The organism is Streptomyces sp. Inha503 (assembly GCF_047215865.1).
In the GTDB taxonomy this organism is placed as follows: Bacteria; Actinomycetota; Actinomycetes; order Streptomycetales; family Streptomycetaceae; genus Streptomyces; species Streptomyces lycopersici.
The window spans coordinates 9,712,987-9,732,482 of the sequence record NZ_CP178360.1 but is presented as its reverse complement, the minus strand read 5'-3'; the positions used below and the strand labels follow the sequence as shown (position 1 = coordinate 9,732,482).

The following is a 19,496-nucleotide window of genomic DNA, read 5'->3' as shown; positions in this document are numbered from 1 at the left end:
CCCGCGCACACCTGACCCGCCGACTCCTCCCGCCGCCCGATCCGTGAAAGCCTGAGACCCCGCACCTCCCCGTACCGCCCCTCCCCGTACCGCTGAGCGAGGCACCATGGTCAATCCCTGGCTGGCGATGGCGTCAGGCACCGACCCCGCTGAGCGCACCCGCGACGTGCGCCGCGCCCATGAGGCGTTTCTGACGGAGGGGGCGGTGAGTCCGGCCGTACGGCCGGTGGTCGCGGAGTCCTGGCGGCGCTCGGCCGACGCCCGGGTCACCCAGGAGTGCAAGGCGCCGATCGACCTGATGGACGACGCGCTGGACACCTACCGCGCGGACCATCCGCTGGCCCGGGTGATGCCGCTGTTCCGGGAGTTGCTGGGCACCATCGCCTACGACGGGGCCCATCTGCTCGCGGTCTGCGACGAGCAGGGCCGGCTGCTGTGGGTGGAGGGGCACGCGGGGGTACGGAACCGGGCCGAGGGGATGAACTTCGTGGCCGGGGCGCGCTGGGACGAGCGCCACGCGGGCACCAACGCGCCGGGGACGGCGCTCACCGTCGACCACGCGGTGCAGATCTTCGCCACCGAACACTTCAACCGCACTGTGCAGCCGTGGACCTGTGCCGCCGCCCCGCTCCACGATCCGCACACCGGGCGGCTGCTGGGCGCGGTGGACATCACCGGCGGGGACCATCTGGCCGCCCCGCACAGCCTCGCCCTGGTCCAGGCGACCGCCCGCGCCGCCGAGGCCCAACTGGGCGCGGAGGCACCGCGGACACGCGAGCCGCGGATCTCGCTGACGGCGCTGGGGCGGGACGAGGCGCTGCTGGTCGTCGACGGGCGGCGGCTGCGGCTCGGGCGGCGGCACAGCGAGATCATGGTGCTGCTGGCCGGCCATCCGGAGGGGCTGTCGGGCGACCGGCTGACGCTCGAGCTGTACGGGCCCCGGGCCGACGACCGCTCCCCGGTGACGCTGCGGGCCGAGCTGTCCCGGCTGCGCCGCCTGGTGGGCCCGCTGCTCGGCTCGCGCCCGTACCGGCTCTGCGCGCCCGTGCGCACCGATCTGGCGGACGCCGCCGAAGCGTTGACCTCCGGCGACGCGTACACGGCGGTGCGGGCGTACACCGGGCCGCTGCTGCCGCTGTCGGAGGCGCCGGGGGTGTGCCGGATGCGGCGGGTGCTGGAGGACGGGCTGCGGCGCGCCGTGCTGTCCCACGGCGATCCCGAGCTGCTGCGGCGCTGGGCGCAGACGCCGTGGGGCGAGGACGACCTGGAGGTCGCGGAGGCGCTGCTGACCACCCTTCCGGCGCATGCGCCCGGGCGGGCGGCTCCGGCGGCGCGGGTACGGCGGCTGCGGGAGCTGTACGGACTGCCGGGCGGCGCCCACCAAGGCGGCCATGAGGGCGAAACCCCGCGCCACCAAAGCGGCGATGACAGCGAAGCCCCGCGCCACCAAAGCGGCGATGACAGCGAAACCCCGCGCCACCAAAGCGGCCATGACAGCGAAGCCCCGCGCCACCAAGGCGGCCATGAGCACGGAGCCCTGCGGCAAGGGGGCGGCCACCTGGACGCAACGTCCGCGCAACGTGGCCGCGCCTAGCCTCCCCGTCGGCTCCGCCCGTGTCGGCGCGGGCGGAGCCTGGACGCGCACACGAACGACGCGTCCGGCAACGGGACCCACCACGCGTACACCAGGGAGGCCGCCCCATGACGCGTTTCGCAAGCCCCGGCTCCGAGGGCTCGGTCGTCACGTATCAGCCGCGCTATGACCACTGGATCGGCGGGGAGTACGTACCGCCGGCCCAGGGCCGCTACTTCGAAAACCCCACCCCCGTCAACGGGCAGCCCTTCACCGAGATCGCCCGGGGCACCGCCGAGGACGTCGAGCGGGCCCTGGACGCCGCCCACGCGGCCGCCCCTGCCTGGGGCCGTACGGCGCCCGCCGAGCGCGCCTCGGTGCTGCTGAGGATCGCCGATCGGATGGAGCAGAACCTGGAGGCCCTCGCGGTCGCCGAGAGCTGGGAGAACGGCAAGCCGGTACGGGAGACGCTGGCCGCCGACATCCCGCTCGCCATCGACCACTTCCGCTACTTCGCGGGGGCGATCCGGGCCCAGGAGGGCAGCCTCTCCGAGATCGACCACGACACGATCGCGTACCACTTCCATGAGCCACTGGGCGTGGTCGCCCAGATCATCCCGTGGAACTTCCCGATCCTGATGGCCACCTGGAAGCTGGCCCCGGCGCTGGCCGCGGGCAACGCGGTGGTACTGAAGCCGGCCGAGCAGACACCCGCCTCGATCCACGTCTGGATGAACCTGGTGGCCGATCTACTGCCGCCGGGTGTGGTCAACATCGTCAACGGCTTCGGCGTGGAGGCCGGGAAGCCGCTGGCGTCCAACTCCCGGGTGGCCAAGGTCGCCTTCACCGGGGAGACCACCACCGGCCGCCTGATCATGCAGTACGCGAGCGAGAACCTGATCCCGGTCACCCTGGAGCTCGGCGGCAAGAGCCCGAACATCTTCTTCGACGATGTGTCGGCCACCGACGACGACTTCATGGACAAGGCCCTGGAAGGGTTCACCATGTTCGCCCTCAACCAGGGCGAGGTGTGCACCTGTCCCTCGCGCGCCCTGGTCCAGGGCGGCCACTACCAGGCGTTCATGGACGCGGCCGTGGCCCGTACGGAGAAGATCACCCAGGGGCATCCGCTGGACACCGACACCATGATCGGCGCCCAGGCCTCCAACGACCAGCTCGAGAAGATCCTGTCGTACCTGGACATCGGCCGGCAGGAGGGCGCCCGCGTCCTCACCGGCGGCAGCCGCGCCGAGCTCGGCGGTGAGCTGGAGGGCGGCTACTACGTCGAGCCCACGATCTTCGAGGGCGACAACCGGATGCGGGTCTTCCAGGAGGAGATCTTCGGCCCGGTGGTCGCGGTGACGCGGTTCGGCGACTTCGACGACGCGATCGGGATCGCCAACGACACGCTCTACGGGCTGGGCGCGGGGGTGTGGACCCGGGACGGCTCGACCGCGTACCGCGCCGGGCGCGCCATCCAGGCGGGCCGGGTGTGGACCAACTGCTACCACGCCTACCCGGCGCACGCCGCCTTCGGCGGCTACAAGCAGTCCGGGATCGGCCGCGAGACCCACAAGATGATGCTGGACCACTACCAGCAGACGAAGAACCTGCTCGTGTCGTACTCGCCGAAGAAGCTCGGCTTCTTCTGAGCGCCGCGAGCGCCACGAGCACCACGAAAGGGCGCCTGACCAGGCTGGATGCCCGTCAGGCGCCCTGGGCGTGCCCCCATCAGTGCCCAGGCATCGCGTCCGTTGCGGCGTTCGCGCAGACCGGGCGGGTGCGGGCGGCGTAGGAGCGGGCCGCGGTGATCAGTGCGAAGCCCAGGCCGCCGAAGGCCAGTCCGCCGAAGAGCACCATCCACGTTATTCCCGCGCTGGAGGTGAACGTCCCGTCCGGTTCGATCCGGGGCAGCGCACCGGCGGCGCTGAGCGGGGCGTAGAGCACGAGGACGACGCCGTACACCGACAGGCCGATGGCTGACAGCCACGCCGGGAGGAGTGGCAGGAGCCGGGGCACCCGCCGCCCGGTGGGGAGGGGCGTCCAGCGTGGGAAAACCTGGCCCCAGGGGTACATCAGCCCCAGCAGCAGGAAGATCCCTGCCAGCGCGGCCAGGACGGTGACGTCGATGCCCACTGAGGCGAGCGCCCTGGCCACGGCCGAGCCGCCCGCGTTCTCCTCGCGCCACTTCTCCGCCGTGACGCTCAGCGCGTCGCCGCCGAGCGTCCAGATGGTCTTGACGACCGCCCACGGCAGAACCCCGCTCATCAGCAGGTACACCTGGATCCGGGTCCGCCGGGACGCCATGGAGGCGGGCGGGTGGACCAGCGGTCCGCCGCCGTCGCCGGGGTGCCCGGTCCCGCACCGCGGACACCGGCCCCGCAGCCGCCGCCGGTGGGAGACGCCGACCAGTAGCAGCAGGGCCAGGCCCACGGTGTTCAGCAGGACATGGGCGAAGCCGGTGGCGCTCTCCACGCCCGACAGCGACGCCAGGGTGACGACGTACGCGGGCAGGCTCGCCATGCCCATCGCGAAGACGGGGACCGCCACGGCCAGCACCGCCGCCACCGCCACCCGGCCGCGCCGGGCCAGCGGCCGGAGGGTGGCCAGGCTGGCCCCGGCGGCCAGCAGGGCGAGGACGGCCAGTGCGAGTTGGACACCGGGTGGGTAGGCCATACGCGGTGACCAGGGCACGGTGGCGCCCGCGGCGGCCCAGACCGTCTGGACGGCGGCGTACACCACGCCCCACACCGCGGTGGCGTGGGGCGCCCACCGGGGCCACCGCCGCGGCCACACCCGCCACCCGGGCTCGGGGGACGGCAGTCCGGGGCCTGGGCGGGCCGGGGTTCGCGCGGGAACAGTCACCGTGACCTCCGGTTTGGCGGTGCCGACGGTCAAGCCTGTCCCGTAGGGGCCGGGAGTGCATCGGCCCGGGGGCGCACCGCCTCCGCCGCGCGGGGGAGGACGGACGCACCTCGCGGATGAAGCCCCGGTCGGACCACTCGGCGGAGCCGCATATCGATTCACGCGGCGGAGCCGCATATCGTCAGGTGCCGGGAAGGGGCGGGTAGGGGAGCGGCCCGCCCCAGGCGTCAAGATCCGCCGGACTCCCCGTAGCCGAGCCGCCGCCAGGGCCGTGCGGAGGGCGCCTGCTCCCCTGGGGTCGGGCACCCCAGCGCGCGCAGCGCGGAGCGGGCGGCGTTGTGGCCGCTCATGCCGTGGGCACCGGCGCCCGGTGGGGTGGCCGCGGAGCAGAGGAAGACCCCCGGCACGCCCGTGCGGTACGGATCGGGGACCATCCGGGGACGCGTCACCAGCTGGAGCGGGGTGTTGGCACCGGAGATGATGTCTCCCCCGACGTAATTGGCGTTGTACCGCTCCAGTTCCGCGGTCGACATGGCCGTCAGGGAGACGATGCGCTCCCGTGTTCCGGGTGCGAAGCGCTCGAACTGCCGCAACATGGCCGAGGTGGCGTCTCCCGCGTAGCCGTGCGGCACATGCGCGTAGGCGGAGACGGGGTGGACGCCACAGGACGAGCGGCCGGGGTCGGCCAGGTACTGCTGCGAGACCAGCATGAAGGGCCGCTGCGGCATCCGGCCCCGGTGCACCTCGCGCTCAACATGGGCGATCTCCTCGAAGCTCCCGCCCAGGTGCACGGTGCCCGCCCGGCGACAGTGCTCGGCGCGCCACGGGATCCCGCCCTCGACGGCGAGGTCCAGCTTGAACGCCCCGGGGCCATGGCGGAAACGGGCGTAGGCCCGCCGGACCCGATCCGGCAGCCGGTCGCCGATCACCTCCGCCGCGGCGGCCGGGACCAGGTCGAGCATGACGGCGTCGGCCGGGGGCAGCTCCTCGAGGGAGCGGACCCGCACACCGGTCTCGATGCGCCCGCCCGCCTCGATGAGCAGCGCGGCCAGCGCGTCGGTGATGGCGCGTGAGCCGCCCTTGGCCGCCGGCCAGCCGAACCGGTGCCCCATCGCGACGATCATGAGCCCGATGGCGGCCCCGACCGGCTGGGTCAACGGGCCGAACAGGTGTGCCGCCACCCCGCCGAAAACACCGCGCGCCTCACTGGTACGGAACCGCCTGGCCACCAGCGTCGCGGGCTGAAGAGCATGGAAGCCGAAGCGGGCGAGCCGGAGCGGATGGCGGGGCACCCGTGCCAGGGGGCGCATGACCGCGTCGGCGAGCACCTCCGCGTCCGCCGCCAGGGGCCCGAACAACCGCCGCCAGGCGTGGCCGTCCGCGCCGAGCCCGTCCGCCGTCCTCCCGACCGACCGGTACAGCGCGCCCGCGCCACCGGAGTCCAGCGGATGCGCGAGGTCCACCTCGGGCCACAGCCACTCCAGCCCGTACGGCTTCAGGTCCAGCGAGCGCAGGAACGGCGAGCCGGCGCCCACCACATGCGCCGAGGAGCAGTGGTCGAACACCACACCGGGCACGCCGAGTTCACCGCTGCGGGTGCCGCCGCCGATGGTGTCCGCCGCTTCGAGCACGGTGACCCGGAAGCCGCTGAGGGCCAGGGTGACGGCGGCGGCCAGCCCGTTCGGACCGGCCCCCACCACGATGGCTTCGCCGCTTCCCGTACGGGGCCTCATGGGCCCAGTCTGGCAGCTCACACGGGCATGTCCTCCTTGGCGGGGCTGTTGTGGTACGCGGCGACGCGCCACTCACCGTCCTGCTTGACCAGCGCCCAGGTGGAGCGGATGGCGTTCTCCGCGGTCACCTCCGTCTCCCCGGCCGTCAGCACGGCCCCGCGGACCACGGCCACCGCGGCGCTGTCGCCCAGCAGCCGCACCTCCAGGACGTCACCGACTATCCGACTGCCCTTGTACGGGCCCTGGAACGCCTCCCCCATACGGGTCGCGATCTCGTCCCGGCCCTTGCGCAGATATCCGAACGCGATCATGGTCGCGTCGGCGGTGAACACATCGCCCAGCGCCCGCGCGTCCAGCTCCGACCAGGCCGCGCCCAGCCGCTCCAACACGGCGACCACGGCCTTCTTCTCGGTCTCGCTCTCCACCATCGGGGTCCTTCCCTCGTACGTCTCGTCCGTGTGCGTCTCGTCCGGATGCGTCTCGTCCGTGCCCGTCTCATCCGTCGTGGGTGCGGGGAGTCCGGTGTGCTCGGGGGGAAGGTCGTACCGCGCGGGATGGCGAGGGCCTCGCAGCAGCGCCCTGAGCGTACGGGCGTTGAACACCTCCCGGGGCGGGGTGGTGAGGGTGAGCGCCTTGAACAGCGCCTGGGAGGCGACCGGATCACAGGCGGCGGTGATGCGCAGCCGGTCCGAGCAGCGCTGCAACACCTTTCGCCGCGCGGACGGCGCGGGCCCCTTCGCCCCCGGGTAGCGCAGGTCCTCGTTGGACGCCATCGCCCACGCGATGTCGGTGGCGCGGATCACCGCTTCCTGGGTCCGGCCGTAGCCCTCCTCGTCGAGCGGGCCCCGCGCGAGCTCTTCGCGCAGGGTGACCGCGCTCAGCGCCGCCGCGGTCACGCCCTGGCCGTACAGCGGGTTGAAGGTGGTGGCCGCGTCGCCGAACACCAGGAAACCGGTGGGGCGGGTCCGCAGCCTGTCGTAGTGGCGACGGTGATTGGCGGTGTTCTGGAAGCCGGAGATCCGGCTCATGGGCGTGCCCTGGGAGATGAGTTCGCTCATGAGCGGGTGGCGCAGGGTGCGGGCGTAGCGGAGGAAGCCTTCCTCGTCCAGGGGAGGGTGGGCGCCCCTGGTGCCCGCCAGGGTCACCATCCACGTCCCGTCCTCGACGAGCATCATGCCCCCGACCCGGGCCGGGCCACCGCTCCGCGGGTCGCCCTGCAAGGCGATCAGGGGGAACCTGCGCCCGGTGGCCTCGTCCGGGGGGCGGATGACACGGCTCGCGTAGGCCAGCCCCGCGTCGACCACCGTGGCGGGCACCTCGGGCAGGCCCAGTTCGCCGAGCCACTGCGGTGCCTTGGAACCGCGGCCGGTGGCGTCGATGACCAGGTCCGCGTCGATGCTCTCGCGCTCCCCGGTGCCGCGGTGGCGGATCTGGGCCCCGGACACCCGCCGCGCGTCGCCGATCAGCCCGGTGGCCTCGGCGCCTTCCAGGATCCGGACGTGCGCATGGCCCAGCAGGGCACGGCGCACGATGTGTTCGGCCAGAGGTCTGGTGACTCCGACCGTGAAGTGTTCACCCGGATACTGGCGCATCCAGCCGTGCGGGCCGTAGAACAGCGCATGCGTCGGCATGGATATCCGGTGGGCACCGGCCGCGAAGAGGCTCTCCAGCGTGCCCGGGAGCAGGGTGTCGATGGCCTGGACACCGCTGGACTGGAGACCGTGGAGGTGACGGCCCTGAGGCACGCCCTTGCGCACCTCGGGCCCGTCGGGCAGCCGGTCCCGTTCCACGACGGTGATGGTGTCCACGTACTCGATGAGGGCGGCTGCGGCGAGCAGTCCGGCCACGCCGCCACCGAGTACGAGTGCGCTGCCGAGCCTGCGCGAACCATTCACACCATCACTTCCCTTTTCATGGTTGGTACCGGGCTGCTGCTGCTCTTTCTCCGCGCCGCTCGTGTTGTCCGGACCGGGGCCCGGTGGGTCAACTCCGGCTCTGCTCCGCCCGGTTCATCGCCTCGATCAGGCTCTTGGGCCGCATATCGGTCCAGTTGGTCTCGATGTAGTCCAGGCAGGTCTTGCGATCCGTCTCCTGGACCACGACCTCCCAGCCGGCCGGGACCTCCGCGAAGGCCGGCCACAGCGAGTGCTGACCCTCGTCATTGACCAGAACCAGGAAGGTGCCGTCGGGGTTGTCGAACGGATTGGTCATCGTCTGACTCCTCGGGACAGGGCGGGCTTCATGAGCCGCTCGATTGCTTGTCTTCGGACCGGGCCGATGGAATGTGCGTCTGGAACGTGCGTCGGCGCGTGCCTTGGCCGCCACCCTCACAGCCAGCCGCAGCGGACCGCCTGCACACCCGCCTCGAAGCGGCTGTGGGCGCCCAGGCGTGCCATGAGATCGGCCACCGCGCGACGCACGGTGCGCAGCGAGATGCCCAGCTTGCGGCACATCGACTCGTCGGTGAATCCACTGGCGAGGAGGCGCAGCAGATCGCGCTCCCGGGGCGAAAGTCCCTCCCGGTCCCGCTGCGCGGGCTCGTCCCAGGGAGTGGCCGTGACCCAGAAGTGTTCGAAGATCGTTCGCAGTGCCGCCACCGCCTCGTGCCCGTTCAGCTCGAGCGCGCCGCGGGTGGCGTCCTCGGGATCCAGTGGCACCAGGGCGATGTGCTCGTCCACCAGTGCCATGGGGGTGGGGAGGACGGGTACGGTACGGATCCGCCCGCCGAGCGAGGCGAGCCACCGGGCGGCCCCGAGCTCCGTGGAATCACCGCGGAAGCTGTCCTGATGAACGGCCCGGATGGAAATTCCGCGCTCCGCCACCACCCGCTCCCATTGGTCTCCCTGCTCCACGGAATTCGGAAGCTGGACATAGGAAGAGGAGAAGATGCGGCACTCCTTGGTGGCCCGTCCGCACAACTCGCGCAGCCGCGTATGCACGGCATCGGCCCCGTCGAACCGGCGGACGGCGCCTACGTATTCCTCACCGGCCTCGTAATTCCGGGTCACCGAGGAGACCATGGATCGGGCCTTCGCTATCTGCCACCGGCGCGCCGTGAGGTCGTCCCCGGATCCCAGCTCCTCGTGGAGACCCTCGCGGAGGCCCTCCCGGAGGCCGTCTCGTAGAGCGGAGTCCTCGCAGGTCAGGGTGGCTCTCCCGGCCACCAGCGGGTGTTCGGCCAGCTCCGCGTGGACCGCGCGGACTTCGGCTTCGGAAAGGTCCAGTCGGCGCGCGATCTCACCGACATCGAGTGAAGGTTGAACAAGCGAAAGCCGATACACGGCAACCGCACGCCATTCAAGTCCCCGTTCCTTGAGCATCCAACCCCCAGAAGATCACCAAGTCAATTCGATTATCACGTCGGACTCCTGGCGCCGCAACGAATGACAACCGGGATGAGCGGGCGATACCGGCCGCGGACCGCGAGTGGACCGCTCGGCTCTATGGACGTTCTCCGGCGATCAGCACATAACCGGGAAGCCCTCCGCCGGGCCGCGCTTCCACGCCCTCCTCGGGCCCGATCAGCTGATTGACGAGCCCCTCGCCAACCGCCCGGACCAGTGCCTCACGATGTGGCGCGAGCAGATCCTTGAGCTTGGTCTGAATGGGCAACGGCACGATCGTGTGATCCGACACATCGTCGATCTCCAGCAGCCGGAGACCCGCCCGGTCGAACAGCTCCTGGTAGTCGTCGAGGTCGACCGCCGTGACGATCTCACTTCCCTCGAGCGGCCAGTCATGCCCGGGGCGGTGGAACATATCGGCGACGGCCAGCCGGGATCCCGGCTTGAGCACCCGCGCCACCTCTTTCAGCGCGCGCTCCTTCTCCGGCATGTGGATGAGCGACTCGAAGAGCCATGCCGCGTCGAACGAGGCGTCGGGGTACGGCAGTTGCATGGCGTTGGCGTACTCGAAGCGCACCCGGTCCGCCAGTCCGGCCTCGTTCGCGCGCGCGGTGGCCTGCTCCACCTGGCGGCGGCTGACCGAGATGCCGTGCACCTCGACATCACAGGCGCGGGCCAGGCTCATCGCGGGCTGGCCCACTCCGCAGCCCACATCGAGGATCCGCTGTCCGGGCCGGGGAGCCAGCCGCTTGAGCATCTGCCGGGTCAGCTGCTCGGTGGCGGTGGCCAGGTCGGCCTCGTCGTGCTCGTCGTTCCAGTACCCGAGGTGCAGATTGCTTCCCACGGGCAGGTCGCTGTCGCTCAGCACGGCGTGCAGCGCGCTGAACTCGTCGTAGCGATCCCCTACTTGAGCGATATTGCTCTGTGCCGCCGTTGACATCCGAACTGCCTCTCCGATGCGTCAAGTGGTGTGCCAAGTGGTGTGCTGGTCACGCCGTTTGCCCGGCGCCCTGTGTTGCCCTGTGCGCTCTTCCTGGCGCCGCGCTTCTGCGTTCAGCCCACGGCGTGTGCCGCGGCACGGCCCGCCGCACGGCCGGACAGCAGACATCCGCCGAGGAACGTCCCCTCCAGCGAGCGGTAGCCGTGCACTCCGCCACCGCCGAATCCGGCCACCTCACCCGCCGCGTAGACACCCGGAACGGGCTCGCCGGTGCCGGTCAGCACCCGGCTGGACAGGTCGGTCTCCAGCCCACCGAGTGATTTACGGGTGATGATGTTCAGCCGCACCGCGATCAACGGACCGGCCTTGGGATCCAGCAACCTGTGCAGCGGGGCCACCTTCCCCAGCTTGTCGCCGAGGTAGTTTCCCGCTGCCCGGATCGCGTTGATCTGAAGGTCCTTGGAGAACTTGTTGACCGTCTCGCGATCACGGGCGACGATCTCGCGGCGGAGCTCGGCCTCGTCGATCAGCTCCTCGTCGGTCAGCGCGTTCATCCCGCGCACCAGCGAGGCCAGATCCCGCTCCACCACGAAGTCCACACCGTGCTGCCGGAACGCCTCCACGGGGCCGGGTGGGCCGGGGCGCAGCCTGCCGAGCACGCCCCGGATGCTCTTCCCCGTGAGGTCGGGGTTCTGCTCCGACCCCGAGAGGGCGAACTCCTTCTCGATGATCTTCTGGGTCAGTACGAACCACGAGTAGTCATAGCCCGTGCTCATGATGTGCTTGAGCGTGCCCAAGGTGTCGTACCCGGGGAAGAGCGGCACCGGCAGCCGCTTCCCCGTGGCATCCAGCCAGAGGGACGAGGGGCCCGGCAGGATGCGGATACCGTGGCGGGGCCAGATGGGATCCCAGTTCTGGACCCCCTCGTTGTAGTGCCACATCCGGTCGCCGTTGATGACCCGCCCCCCGGCCTTCTCCGTCACCTCGAGCATGTGCCCGTCGACATAGGCGGGAACGCCGGCGATCATCCGCCGAGGGGGGTTGCCCAGCCGCTCCGGCCAGTTCCTGCGGACGAGATCGTCGTTGCCGCCGATGCCACCGGAGGTGACGATGACCGCCTGGGCACGGAGCTCGAAGGCGCCCACCACCTCACGTGAGCTGGCTGCCCCCCGCCGCACCTCGTCGGGCACCAGCAGATCACCGGACACCGTGTCCACGGACCCGGCGGTGCGCGAAAGCCCGGTGACCCGGTGGCGGTACCGCAACTCGATCAGGCCCCGGGCCCGGGCGGCCAGGACCCTGCGGACGAAGGGCTCCAGCAGACCCGGCCCGGTGCCCCAGGTGATGTGGAACCGCGGCACCGAATTGCCGTGCCCGGACGCCGCGTAGCCACCTCGTTCGGTCCAGCTGACGAGCGGGAAGAAACGCACTCCCTGTTCCCTGAGCCAGGACCGCTGCTCCCCGGCGGCGAAGTCCACGTACGCCTCCGCCCAGCGACGTGGCCAGTGGTCCTCCGGCCGGTCGAACTCGGCGCTTCCGAGCCAGTCCTGAAGCGCCAGCTCGCGGCTGTCGCGGATGCCCATGCGGCGCTGCTCCGGAGAGTCCACGAGGAAGAGGCCGCCGAAGGACCAGAACGCCTGACCCCCCAGCGAGTTCTCGCCCTCCTGGTCGAGCACGATGACCTTGCGGCCCGCGTCGGCCAGTTCGGCCGCGGCGACCAGACCGGCCAGCCCCGCACCGACCACGATGACGTTGGCGTCGTATGACATGTCTTCCTTCACCTCGGATCGGCGGCGCCGCTGGGCGGCGGTGGGCGGCGGTGGGCAGCGGTGGGGTGGACGGGCAGTGGCATGGCGGGCGGATGGAGTTTCGGTTGGCTCCGGATGGGGATTCCGGTTGGCTCACGTCCCCGCCTGGACACGGCTCCTGACCTGGTCGAGATAGGGCAGGGCCGCGCGAATCTCATCGCCGGTCACACCGAAGTCCACGAGGCAGGCGACTTCGTTCACGCCGGCCTGCGCCAGCTTCTCCACGGAACGGACGCACTTGTCGACGGAGCCGAACAGCGATGCGGTGCGGAAGTAGCGTTCAAAGGCGAAGTTGACCACCTGCTCGTGGTCCACGCCCTTCAGATCGCTCCACTGATTGCGCCAGAGGTCGAAGGAGGACTTGAGATACGCCTTGAAGGGCTCCTTCACGATGTCACGTACCTGCTTGTCGCTCTCACCGGCGAAAGTGTGCATCATCAGGGTGACCGTGCCGCCCGCCGGATCGAGACCGCTCTTGGCGCGGGCCGCCCGATACACCTCGATGTTCGCCGCCACTTCCTCCACCTTCTGGAAGAGCAGAGCGGTGAGGATGTTCAGGCCGCGCGCACCGGCCTCCTCGAACGTGGCCTGGCTGCTGGAACACGTCATCCAGAGGCCGGGCTCCGGCTGCATCGGGCGGGGGTAGCTGAGGACCTCGACGCTGTCGCCCTCCCCATTGACCCGTTTCACCGGCTCCCCGCGCCACAGACCGCGGATCTCGTCGATCCCATCCATCGTCAGCTTCCGGCGCTCCTGATAACGGTCCGGCGCCAGGACGAAATCGTTGGGCGCCCAGCCCGTACCGAAGGCCAGATCGACGCGGCCGCGGGAGAGGTTGTCCACCAAGGACCAGTTCTCCACGACTTCCAGCGGATCGTGGAGGGGAACGACCACGCTTCCCGCGCGCAGCCGTATGTTGCGCGTCACGGTGGCGAGGGCGGCGGCCGTCAGCGCCGGATTCGGATACGCGCCGCCGAATCGATGAAAATGCCGCTCAGGCATCCAGAGCGCGCTGAAGTCGTGCTCATCGGCAAACCGCGCCGTATCCAGCAGCAGGTCGTATTCCGCGGACGCATCCGTGACCTCGCGGTTCGCAAAGTACAAGACGCTGAATTCCATCGACACCACTTCCCCGTTGAATCCGTCGTATGTGACTCGGGCGTCCGCGCTGCCGACTCTAACCATGAGCAGGCGGCTCGGACAAGGGTTCGCCGGACACCGGATAATTCGCTGTCGGCTTGCTGTCGGCGCGCTTTCAGCACGCTGTCGACAGGCAATGGACTTCTGTTTTTCCGCAGCCCAAAGATAACCTTCCTGCTTCGTTGATCACAGCGGATGACCTGCGAATTCGAGCCGGTGGCCACTTATGGTCAAGATGGCCACTCGTGGCCACGGGGCCCCGTGCAGGTCAACTGAGTACGTCGATGCCTTCGCTTGGACTCATCTCGGCTCCTTCACCGCGAGACGCCAGGGCAGGGTTTTGGTCCTGGTCTTGGTCCTGGTCATGGCTCTGGTCTTGGCTCTGGTCCTAGTCCTGCTTTGCGAATTGGTTGAGCACGTCCTCAAGTCGGCCAAGCGCCAGGGACCGGTCCTCATTGACCAGTGACGCGAGGGAAAGCGTTTCCCGGAGCTTTTCGATCTCCGCCAGTACGGCGTGGGTGCCGGCGGTGTTGGACTCTGTGGCGCCGGGAGTGCTGGGAGAACTGGAAGAGTTGGGAGAACTGGGCGGGTTGGGAGAGCCAGGAGACGTGCCCGCAAGAGTATTCAGTTCGTCTGTGAGATGAACCGCGAGATCGGCCGGGGTTGGATGGTCAAAGACCATCGTCGTGGACAGCCGCAGCCCCGTGGCGCTGCCGAGCTGGTTCCGCAGCTCGACGGCCGTCAGGGAATCCAACCCCATTTCGAGAAATTCGCCTTCGAGGTCGATGTCTCCGGAGTCCCTGTGCCCCAGGACGGTCGCGGTCGAGATGCGGACGAGGTCCAGCAGAAGCCGCTCACGCTCCTCCGGGCTCGCTCCCAGAAGCCGGTCCCGCCATTGCTTCGCACCGCTCTGCCCGGTCGCGGCCTTGCGGAGAGGCGTACGTATCAGGTTCCGCAGCATTGCCGGGACCGGCACCTCCGGATGCGCTTGGTGGGACGCCAGGTCCATGCGCACCGGCATCACATGCGGACGTCCCACACTTTGGGCGGTGTCGAAGAGGGCGAGACCTTCTTCGGTGGTGAGTCCGGTGGTGCCGCCGCGGGCCATACGGGCGATATCGGTCTGGCTCAGGTTCTGGGTGATTCCGCTGGCCTGTGCCCACAGGCCCCAGGCGAGGGAGAGTGCAGGCAGACCATGGGCGTGGCGGTGCTGGGCCAGGGCGTCGAGGAAGGCGTTGGCCGCCGCATAGCTCCCCTGCCCACCGGCACCGAGGGTGGCCGCGACGGAGGAGTACAGCACGAACGCCTCCAGGCCCATGTCCCGGGTCAGCTCATGCAGATACCAGGCCGCATCCACCTTCGGCGCCAACACCCGCCGGACACGCTCATCACTCAGCCCTTCGACCACACCGTCATCCACCACAGCTGCGGTGTGCACCACACCCCTGAGCGGCGCATCCGCCGGAATACCAGCCAGCAGCTCACGTACCGCTTCCCAGTCGGCCACATCACACGCGGCCACGGTGACCGACGCCCCGGCCGCTTCCAACTCGGCCACCAACTCCGCCGCCCCCGGAGCGTCCGACCCCCTACGGCTGGCCAGCAGCAAATGCTCCACCCCGCGCTCAGCCACCAGATGCCGAGCCACCACACCCGCCAGCACACCCGACGCCCCCGTCACCAACACCGTCCCACCCGAGACCAACCGCCCAGACACCTCGGAGGCCGCTGCGGACTTGGCCACCCGAGACAAGCGCGGGACAAGGACAGTACCGCCCCGCACCGCCAGCTGGGACTCCTCACCAGCGGCGATGGCCCGCACCACCGCGTCGGCTGCGACGGAACTGATCTCGTCACCGTGCTCAGGGTCATGGTCCAGCAGGAGGAACCGGCCGGGGTTCTCGGTCTGCACCGACCGCAACAGACCCCACACCGGAGCCTGCACCAGATCGACCACATCCTCCCCCACCTCCGTGGCAACCGCACCACAAGTGGCCACCACCAGACGAGACCCGAACAAACGCTCCTCACCCAACCACCGCTGGACCGCAGACAGCGCAACGGAAAGCGACTCCCCGACCCCAGCAGCCACATCGCCATCACCACCGCTCGCCGGGCAGGACAGCACCACCGTCTCCGGCACCGCCTCGCCCTCATCGAGCGCGCCGATCAACGCGGACACGTCCTCGTACTGGGCATACGACCCGTCCGCGCGGACCACCGCCTCACCCAACCCGGCATCCGAGCCCACGACCGCCCAAGGGCCCCCAACAACGGAAGCCGACGTGGCCACCGGCTGCCAGTCCAGCTGGAAGAGCGAGTCGTAACGACTGGTCTGAGCCGCCTGCAACTGCTCAGCCGAGATCGGCCGCAAAGCCAGGGACTCGATGGACACCACCGGCTGACCCGCAGCATCCGCCACCTCCAGCGCTACAGCGTCCGCCCCCGCCCGGGTCAGCCGCACCCGCACCACCGACGCGCCCGAGGCATGCAACCGCACCCCCGACCACGCAAACGGAATACGCGCAGCCTCCTCACCCTCCTCCTCATCCGAAGCAATCAACGCCACCGCATGCACAGCCGCATCCAGCAACGCCGGATGCACCCCAAACCGCTCCACCTCACCAACCCGCTCCCCCGGAAGACGAACCTCAGCAAACACCTCCTCACCACGCCGCCACACCGCCTCCAACCCCCGAAACGCCGGACCATAATCAAACCCACGCTCGGAAAACCGCTCATAGAACGCATCCAGATCAGCCACCACCAACTCCGCACCCACCGGCGGCCACTGCTCCAACACCACCCCACCACCAACCGACTCCCCCGCCACCAACGAACCCGTGGCATGGCGAACCCACACCGCATCACCGGCAAACTCTTGATCCTCCGGGCGTGAGTACACCGCGACCGGCCGGACACCCGACTCATCCGGCTCCTCCACCACTACCTGAAGCTGGACGCCACCTTCCTCCGTCAGGATCAGCGGTGCCTCCAGCGCCAGCTCATCCACCCGACCGCAACCGACCCGATCCGCCGCACGAACCACCATCTCGACGAGGACGGTCCCGGGCACCAATACGGTCTTGAGCACCTGGTGGTCGACGAGCCACGGATGCGTACGCAGGGACACACGGCCCGCGAACACCCGCCCTCCCTCAGCGAGGGGAACGGCCGCTCCCAACAGTGGGTGTTCGACGGTTTCCAGGCCGAGGTCGGTAGCGTCGGCAGTGTGGTGCGGGGCGTCGAGCCAGTAGCGCTGCCGTTGGAAGGCGTAGGTGGGCAGGCCCAGGTAGGCCCCCGGGGCACTGCTGTCGCTACCGCCGAGTACGGGAGTCCAGTCGATGGACGCGCCTGTGGTGAACTGCCTCGCCAGACAGGCCAGCACGGCCTCGACCTCGGGCTGGTCCCGGCGCAGGGAGGCGATGACCTCCGGCTCAGTGCCAGGGCCGTCCTCGCTGTCGGCATCGGTGTGGTGGGCGAGGCAGTTGTGGGCCATGGCGCTCAGAACGCCATCGGGTCCCAGTTCCACGAACCGTGTCACCTGACCGTCCCCGGCCAGCCACTCCACACCGGGGCCGAACAGCACCGCCTGCCGGACATGACGCACCCAGTACTCCGGCGAACACATCTCCTCCGCCGCTGCGGGCCTACCCGTCACATTGGAGATCACCGTCAGCCGAGGGGCAGCAAAGGACAGTCCTTCCAACACCTGCCGGAAGGAGTCCAGCATCGGCTCCATCAACGCCGAGTGGAACCCATGCCCCACCCGCAGACCCTTCACCTTCCGACCCACACCACGCCAATGCTCAGCCACCCGGGCCACCGCAGCCTCCTCACCGGAGACCACCACCTGATCCGGCCCATTAACCGCCGCAACCTCCACCACACCGCTGAACCCAGACTCGGCCCGCAAGCCCTCCAGAGCCTGCCCCATCTCCTGTGCCGAAGCCTGGACCGAGGCCATCGCCCCACCGGACGGCAGATCCTGCATCAACTGCCCACGAGCGGCGACCAGCGTGCAGGCATCCTCCAACGACCACACCCCCGCCACATACGCCGCCACCACCTCACCGATCGAATGCCCCACCAAGAAATCCGCCCGCACCCCAAAAGACCCCATCAACCGAAACAGCGCCACCTCCAACGCAAACAACCCCGCCTGCGTAAACACCGTCCGATCCAACAACCCACCACCCTCAAGAGCAGCAGCCTCGGCAAAGACCACCTCCCTCAACGGCCGCTCCAACAACCCATCAAACCCCGCACACACCTCATCGAAAGCTGATGCGAACACCGGAAAGGCCTCATACAACTCCCGCCCCATCCCCGCCCGCTGACTCCCCTGACCGGAAAACAACACCGCCACACGCCCACCCGACCGCACACGGCCCACCACCACACCACCACCAGCGGACTTGCCCTCCACCAGCCCTGCGAGTCCAGCGGTCACCTCCTCCACATCCGAGCCAAGAACGACAGCACGGTGCTCAAACACCGCACGCGAACTCACCAGAGCACGCCCCACGCCTGCCACATCCACGCCGCCACCACCATCAGCCTGGGCAGCACGCACGTACTCCAGCAACCGACCCGCCTGAGCCGCCAACGCCCCCGCACTACGCCCCGACACCACCCACGGCGTCACACCACCACCAGCGGAAACCACCTCCACACTCGAGGCCTCATCCACCGGCGCTTCCTCAAGGAGAACGTGAGCGTTAGTCCCCGAAACCCCAAAAGAGGACACTCCAGCCCGCCGGACCCGCTCCCCTCGCGGCCAGGCGACAGCCTCGGTCAGCAGCTCCACCGCGCCCGCATCCCAATCCACATGCGATGACGGCTGATCCACGTGCAACGTGCGCGGCAGCATCTCCCGGTTCAGGGCCATGACCATCTTGATCACACCACCCACACCAGCAGCAGCCTGCGCATGGCCGATGTTCGACTTCAACGACCCCAACCACAACGGCCGACCACCCTCACCACGCTCCCGTCCATACGTGGCCAACAGCGCCTGCGCCTCGATCGGATCACCAAGCGTCGTCCCCGTCCCATGACCCTCGACAGCATCCACATCCGCCGCCGACAACCGGGCACCAGCGAGGGCCTGCCGGATCACCCGCTCCTGCGACGGACCATTCGGCGCCGTCAACCCATTCGACGCACCATCCTGATTCACCGCAGAACCACGCACCACCGCCAACACCCGATGCCCACGCGCCCGAGCATCCGACAACCGCTCCAACAACAACACACCCACGCCCTCGCTGAACCCGGTCCCATCCGCCGCGTCCGCGAACGCCTTGCAGCGGCCATCGGCCGCCAGACCACGCTGCCGGGAGAACTCCACAAACGTCCCCGGCGTCGACATCACCGCCACACCGCCGGCCAACGCCATCGAACACTCACCATTGCGCAGCGCCACGCTGGCCTGATGCAACGCCACCAGCGACGACGAACACGCCGTATCCACCGTCACCGCAGGACCCTCAAGGCCGAACACATACGCCACACGCCCGGACATCACACTGGCCGTGTTACCTGTCAGCACATAGCCGTCGCTGCCCTCTGGATGCTGCTGGAACCGTGACAGGTAATCCTGCCCTTGAGTTCCGACGAACACGCCGGTCTCGGTGCCACGCACATCGGCCGGATTGATTCCCGCGCTCTCCATGGCCTCCCAGGACGCTTCCAGCAGCAGCCGCTGCTGCGGATCCATGACCAGTGCCTCACGCGGAGAAATCCCAAAGAACTCAGCGTCGAAATCGGCCGCATCATGCAAGAAACCACCGCGCAGCTCGGCTGGAGCCGACTCCTGATCCGAGTCCTTGTCGTCCAGGACCCCGGCCGACCAGTCACGATCGGCGGGGAACGCGGAGATGGCATCCACGCCGTCCGCCACGAGTCGCCACAGGTCATCCGGTGAACTCACCTCACCTGGATACCGGCAAGACATGCCGACAATGGCTATCGGCTCGCGTGCCCGCTCCTCAACCTCACGCAAACGAGCGCGAGCCTCACGCAAGCCGGTTGTGGCGCGCTTGAGGTGTTCAAGTACCGTGGAGTCTTCCATGGGCCCTGCCCTTTCAC

The 19,496-nt window shown here is 69.4% G+C and carries 11 protein-coding genes; 2 read left to right on the top strand and 9 right to left on the bottom strand.

Annotation, left to right across the window (positions count from 1 at the left end; genetic code table 11):
• Positions 1-106 precede the first annotated feature (106 nt).
• Complete coding sequence (locus ACJX2R_RS40920; RefSeq protein WP_413104188.1) at positions 107-1,594, top strand: GAF domain-containing protein; 1,488 nt, start codon at positions 107-109, stop codon at positions 1,592-1,594.
• A 107-nt stretch (positions 1,595-1,701) separates the two neighbouring features.
• Positions 1,702-3,225 (top strand): aldehyde dehydrogenase, encoded by a 1,524-nt coding sequence (gene adh / locus ACJX2R_RS40915; RefSeq protein WP_413104187.1) that lies wholly within the window; start codon positions 1,702-1,704, stop codon positions 3,223-3,225.
• A gap of 79 nt (positions 3,226-3,304) precedes the next feature.
• On the opposite strand, the gene ACJX2R_RS40910 is transcribed toward adh, so the two are convergent.
• From ACJX2R_RS40910 to ACJX2R_RS40870, 9 genes are all read right to left on the bottom strand, one after another.
• Positions 3,305-4,471, bottom strand: a complete 1,167-nt coding sequence (locus tag ACJX2R_RS40910; protein WP_413104186.1) for a hypothetical protein — start codon at positions 4,469-4,471, stop codon at positions 3,305-3,307.
• A 194-nt stretch (positions 4,472-4,665) separates the two neighbouring features.
• Positions 4,666-6,171 carry a phytoene desaturase family protein gene (locus tag ACJX2R_RS40905; RefSeq protein WP_413104185.1) on the bottom strand — a complete coding sequence of 502 codons (1,506 nt, stop codon included), beginning with the start codon at positions 6,169-6,171 and terminating at the stop codon, positions 4,666-4,668.
• A 17-nt stretch (positions 6,172-6,188) separates the two neighbouring features.
• Positions 6,189-8,066, bottom strand: coding sequence for an SgcJ/EcaC family oxidoreductase (locus ACJX2R_RS40900; RefSeq protein ID WP_413104184.1), 1,878 nt, complete (start codon positions 8,064-8,066; stop codon positions 6,189-6,191).
• An 88-nt stretch (positions 8,067-8,154) separates the two neighbouring features.
• Positions 8,155-8,382, bottom strand: coding sequence for an MbtH family protein (locus tag ACJX2R_RS40895; protein ID WP_262706016.1), 228 nt, complete (start codon positions 8,380-8,382; stop codon positions 8,155-8,157).
• Positions 8,383-8,498: 116 nt separating this feature from the next.
• Entirely contained in the window at positions 8,499-9,335 is an 837-nt protein-coding gene (locus tag ACJX2R_RS40890) for a LuxR C-terminal-related transcriptional regulator (RefSeq protein WP_413104183.1), read from the bottom strand.
• A 277-nt stretch (positions 9,336-9,612) separates the two neighbouring features.
• Positions 9,613-10,455 carry an SAM-dependent methyltransferase gene (locus tag ACJX2R_RS40885; protein ID WP_413104182.1) on the bottom strand — a complete coding sequence of 281 codons (843 nt, stop codon included), beginning with the start codon at positions 10,453-10,455 and terminating at the stop codon, positions 9,613-9,615.
• 113 nt (positions 10,456-10,568) lie between these two features.
• Positions 10,569-12,224, bottom strand: a complete 1,656-nt coding sequence (locus ACJX2R_RS40880) for an FAD-binding dehydrogenase (protein WP_413104181.1) — start codon at positions 12,222-12,224, stop codon at positions 10,569-10,571.
• A gap of 132 nt (positions 12,225-12,356) precedes the next feature.
• Entirely contained in the window at positions 12,357-13,382 is a 1,026-nt protein-coding gene (locus tag ACJX2R_RS40875) for a MupA/Atu3671 family FMN-dependent luciferase-like monooxygenase (RefSeq protein ID WP_413104180.1), read from the bottom strand.
• A 409-nt stretch (positions 13,383-13,791) separates the two neighbouring features.
• Positions 13,792-19,338 (bottom strand): type I polyketide synthase, encoded by a 5,547-nt coding sequence (locus ACJX2R_RS40870; protein WP_413104179.1) that lies wholly within the window; start codon positions 19,336-19,338, stop codon positions 13,792-13,794.
• Positions 19,339-19,496 lie beyond the last annotated feature (158 nt).

Coding starts and splice junctions, on each gene's coding strand:
- ACJX2R_RS40920 (WP_413104188.1), top strand. CDS start 107: ATGGTCAATCCCTGGCTGGCGATGGCGTCAGGCACCGACCCCGCTGAG.
- adh (WP_413104187.1), top strand. CDS start 1,702: ATGACGCGTTTCGCAAGCCCCGGCTCCGAGGGCTCGGTCGTCACGTAT.
- ACJX2R_RS40905 (WP_413104185.1), bottom strand. CDS start 6,171: ATGAGGCCCCGTACGGGAAGCGGCGAAGCCATCGTGGTGGGGGCCGGT.
- ACJX2R_RS40895 (WP_262706016.1), bottom strand. CDS start 8,382: ATGACCAATCCGTTCGACAACCCCGACGGCACCTTCCTGGTTCTGGTC.
- ACJX2R_RS40885 (WP_413104182.1), bottom strand. CDS start 10,455: ATGTCAACGGCGGCACAGAGCAATATCGCTCAAGTAGGGGATCGCTAC.
- ACJX2R_RS40880 (WP_413104181.1), bottom strand. CDS start 12,224: ATGTCATACGACGCCAACGTCATCGTGGTCGGTGCGGGGCTGGCCGGT.
- ACJX2R_RS40875 (WP_413104180.1), bottom strand. CDS start 13,382: ATGGAATTCAGCGTCTTGTACTTTGCGAACCGCGAGGTCACGGATGCG.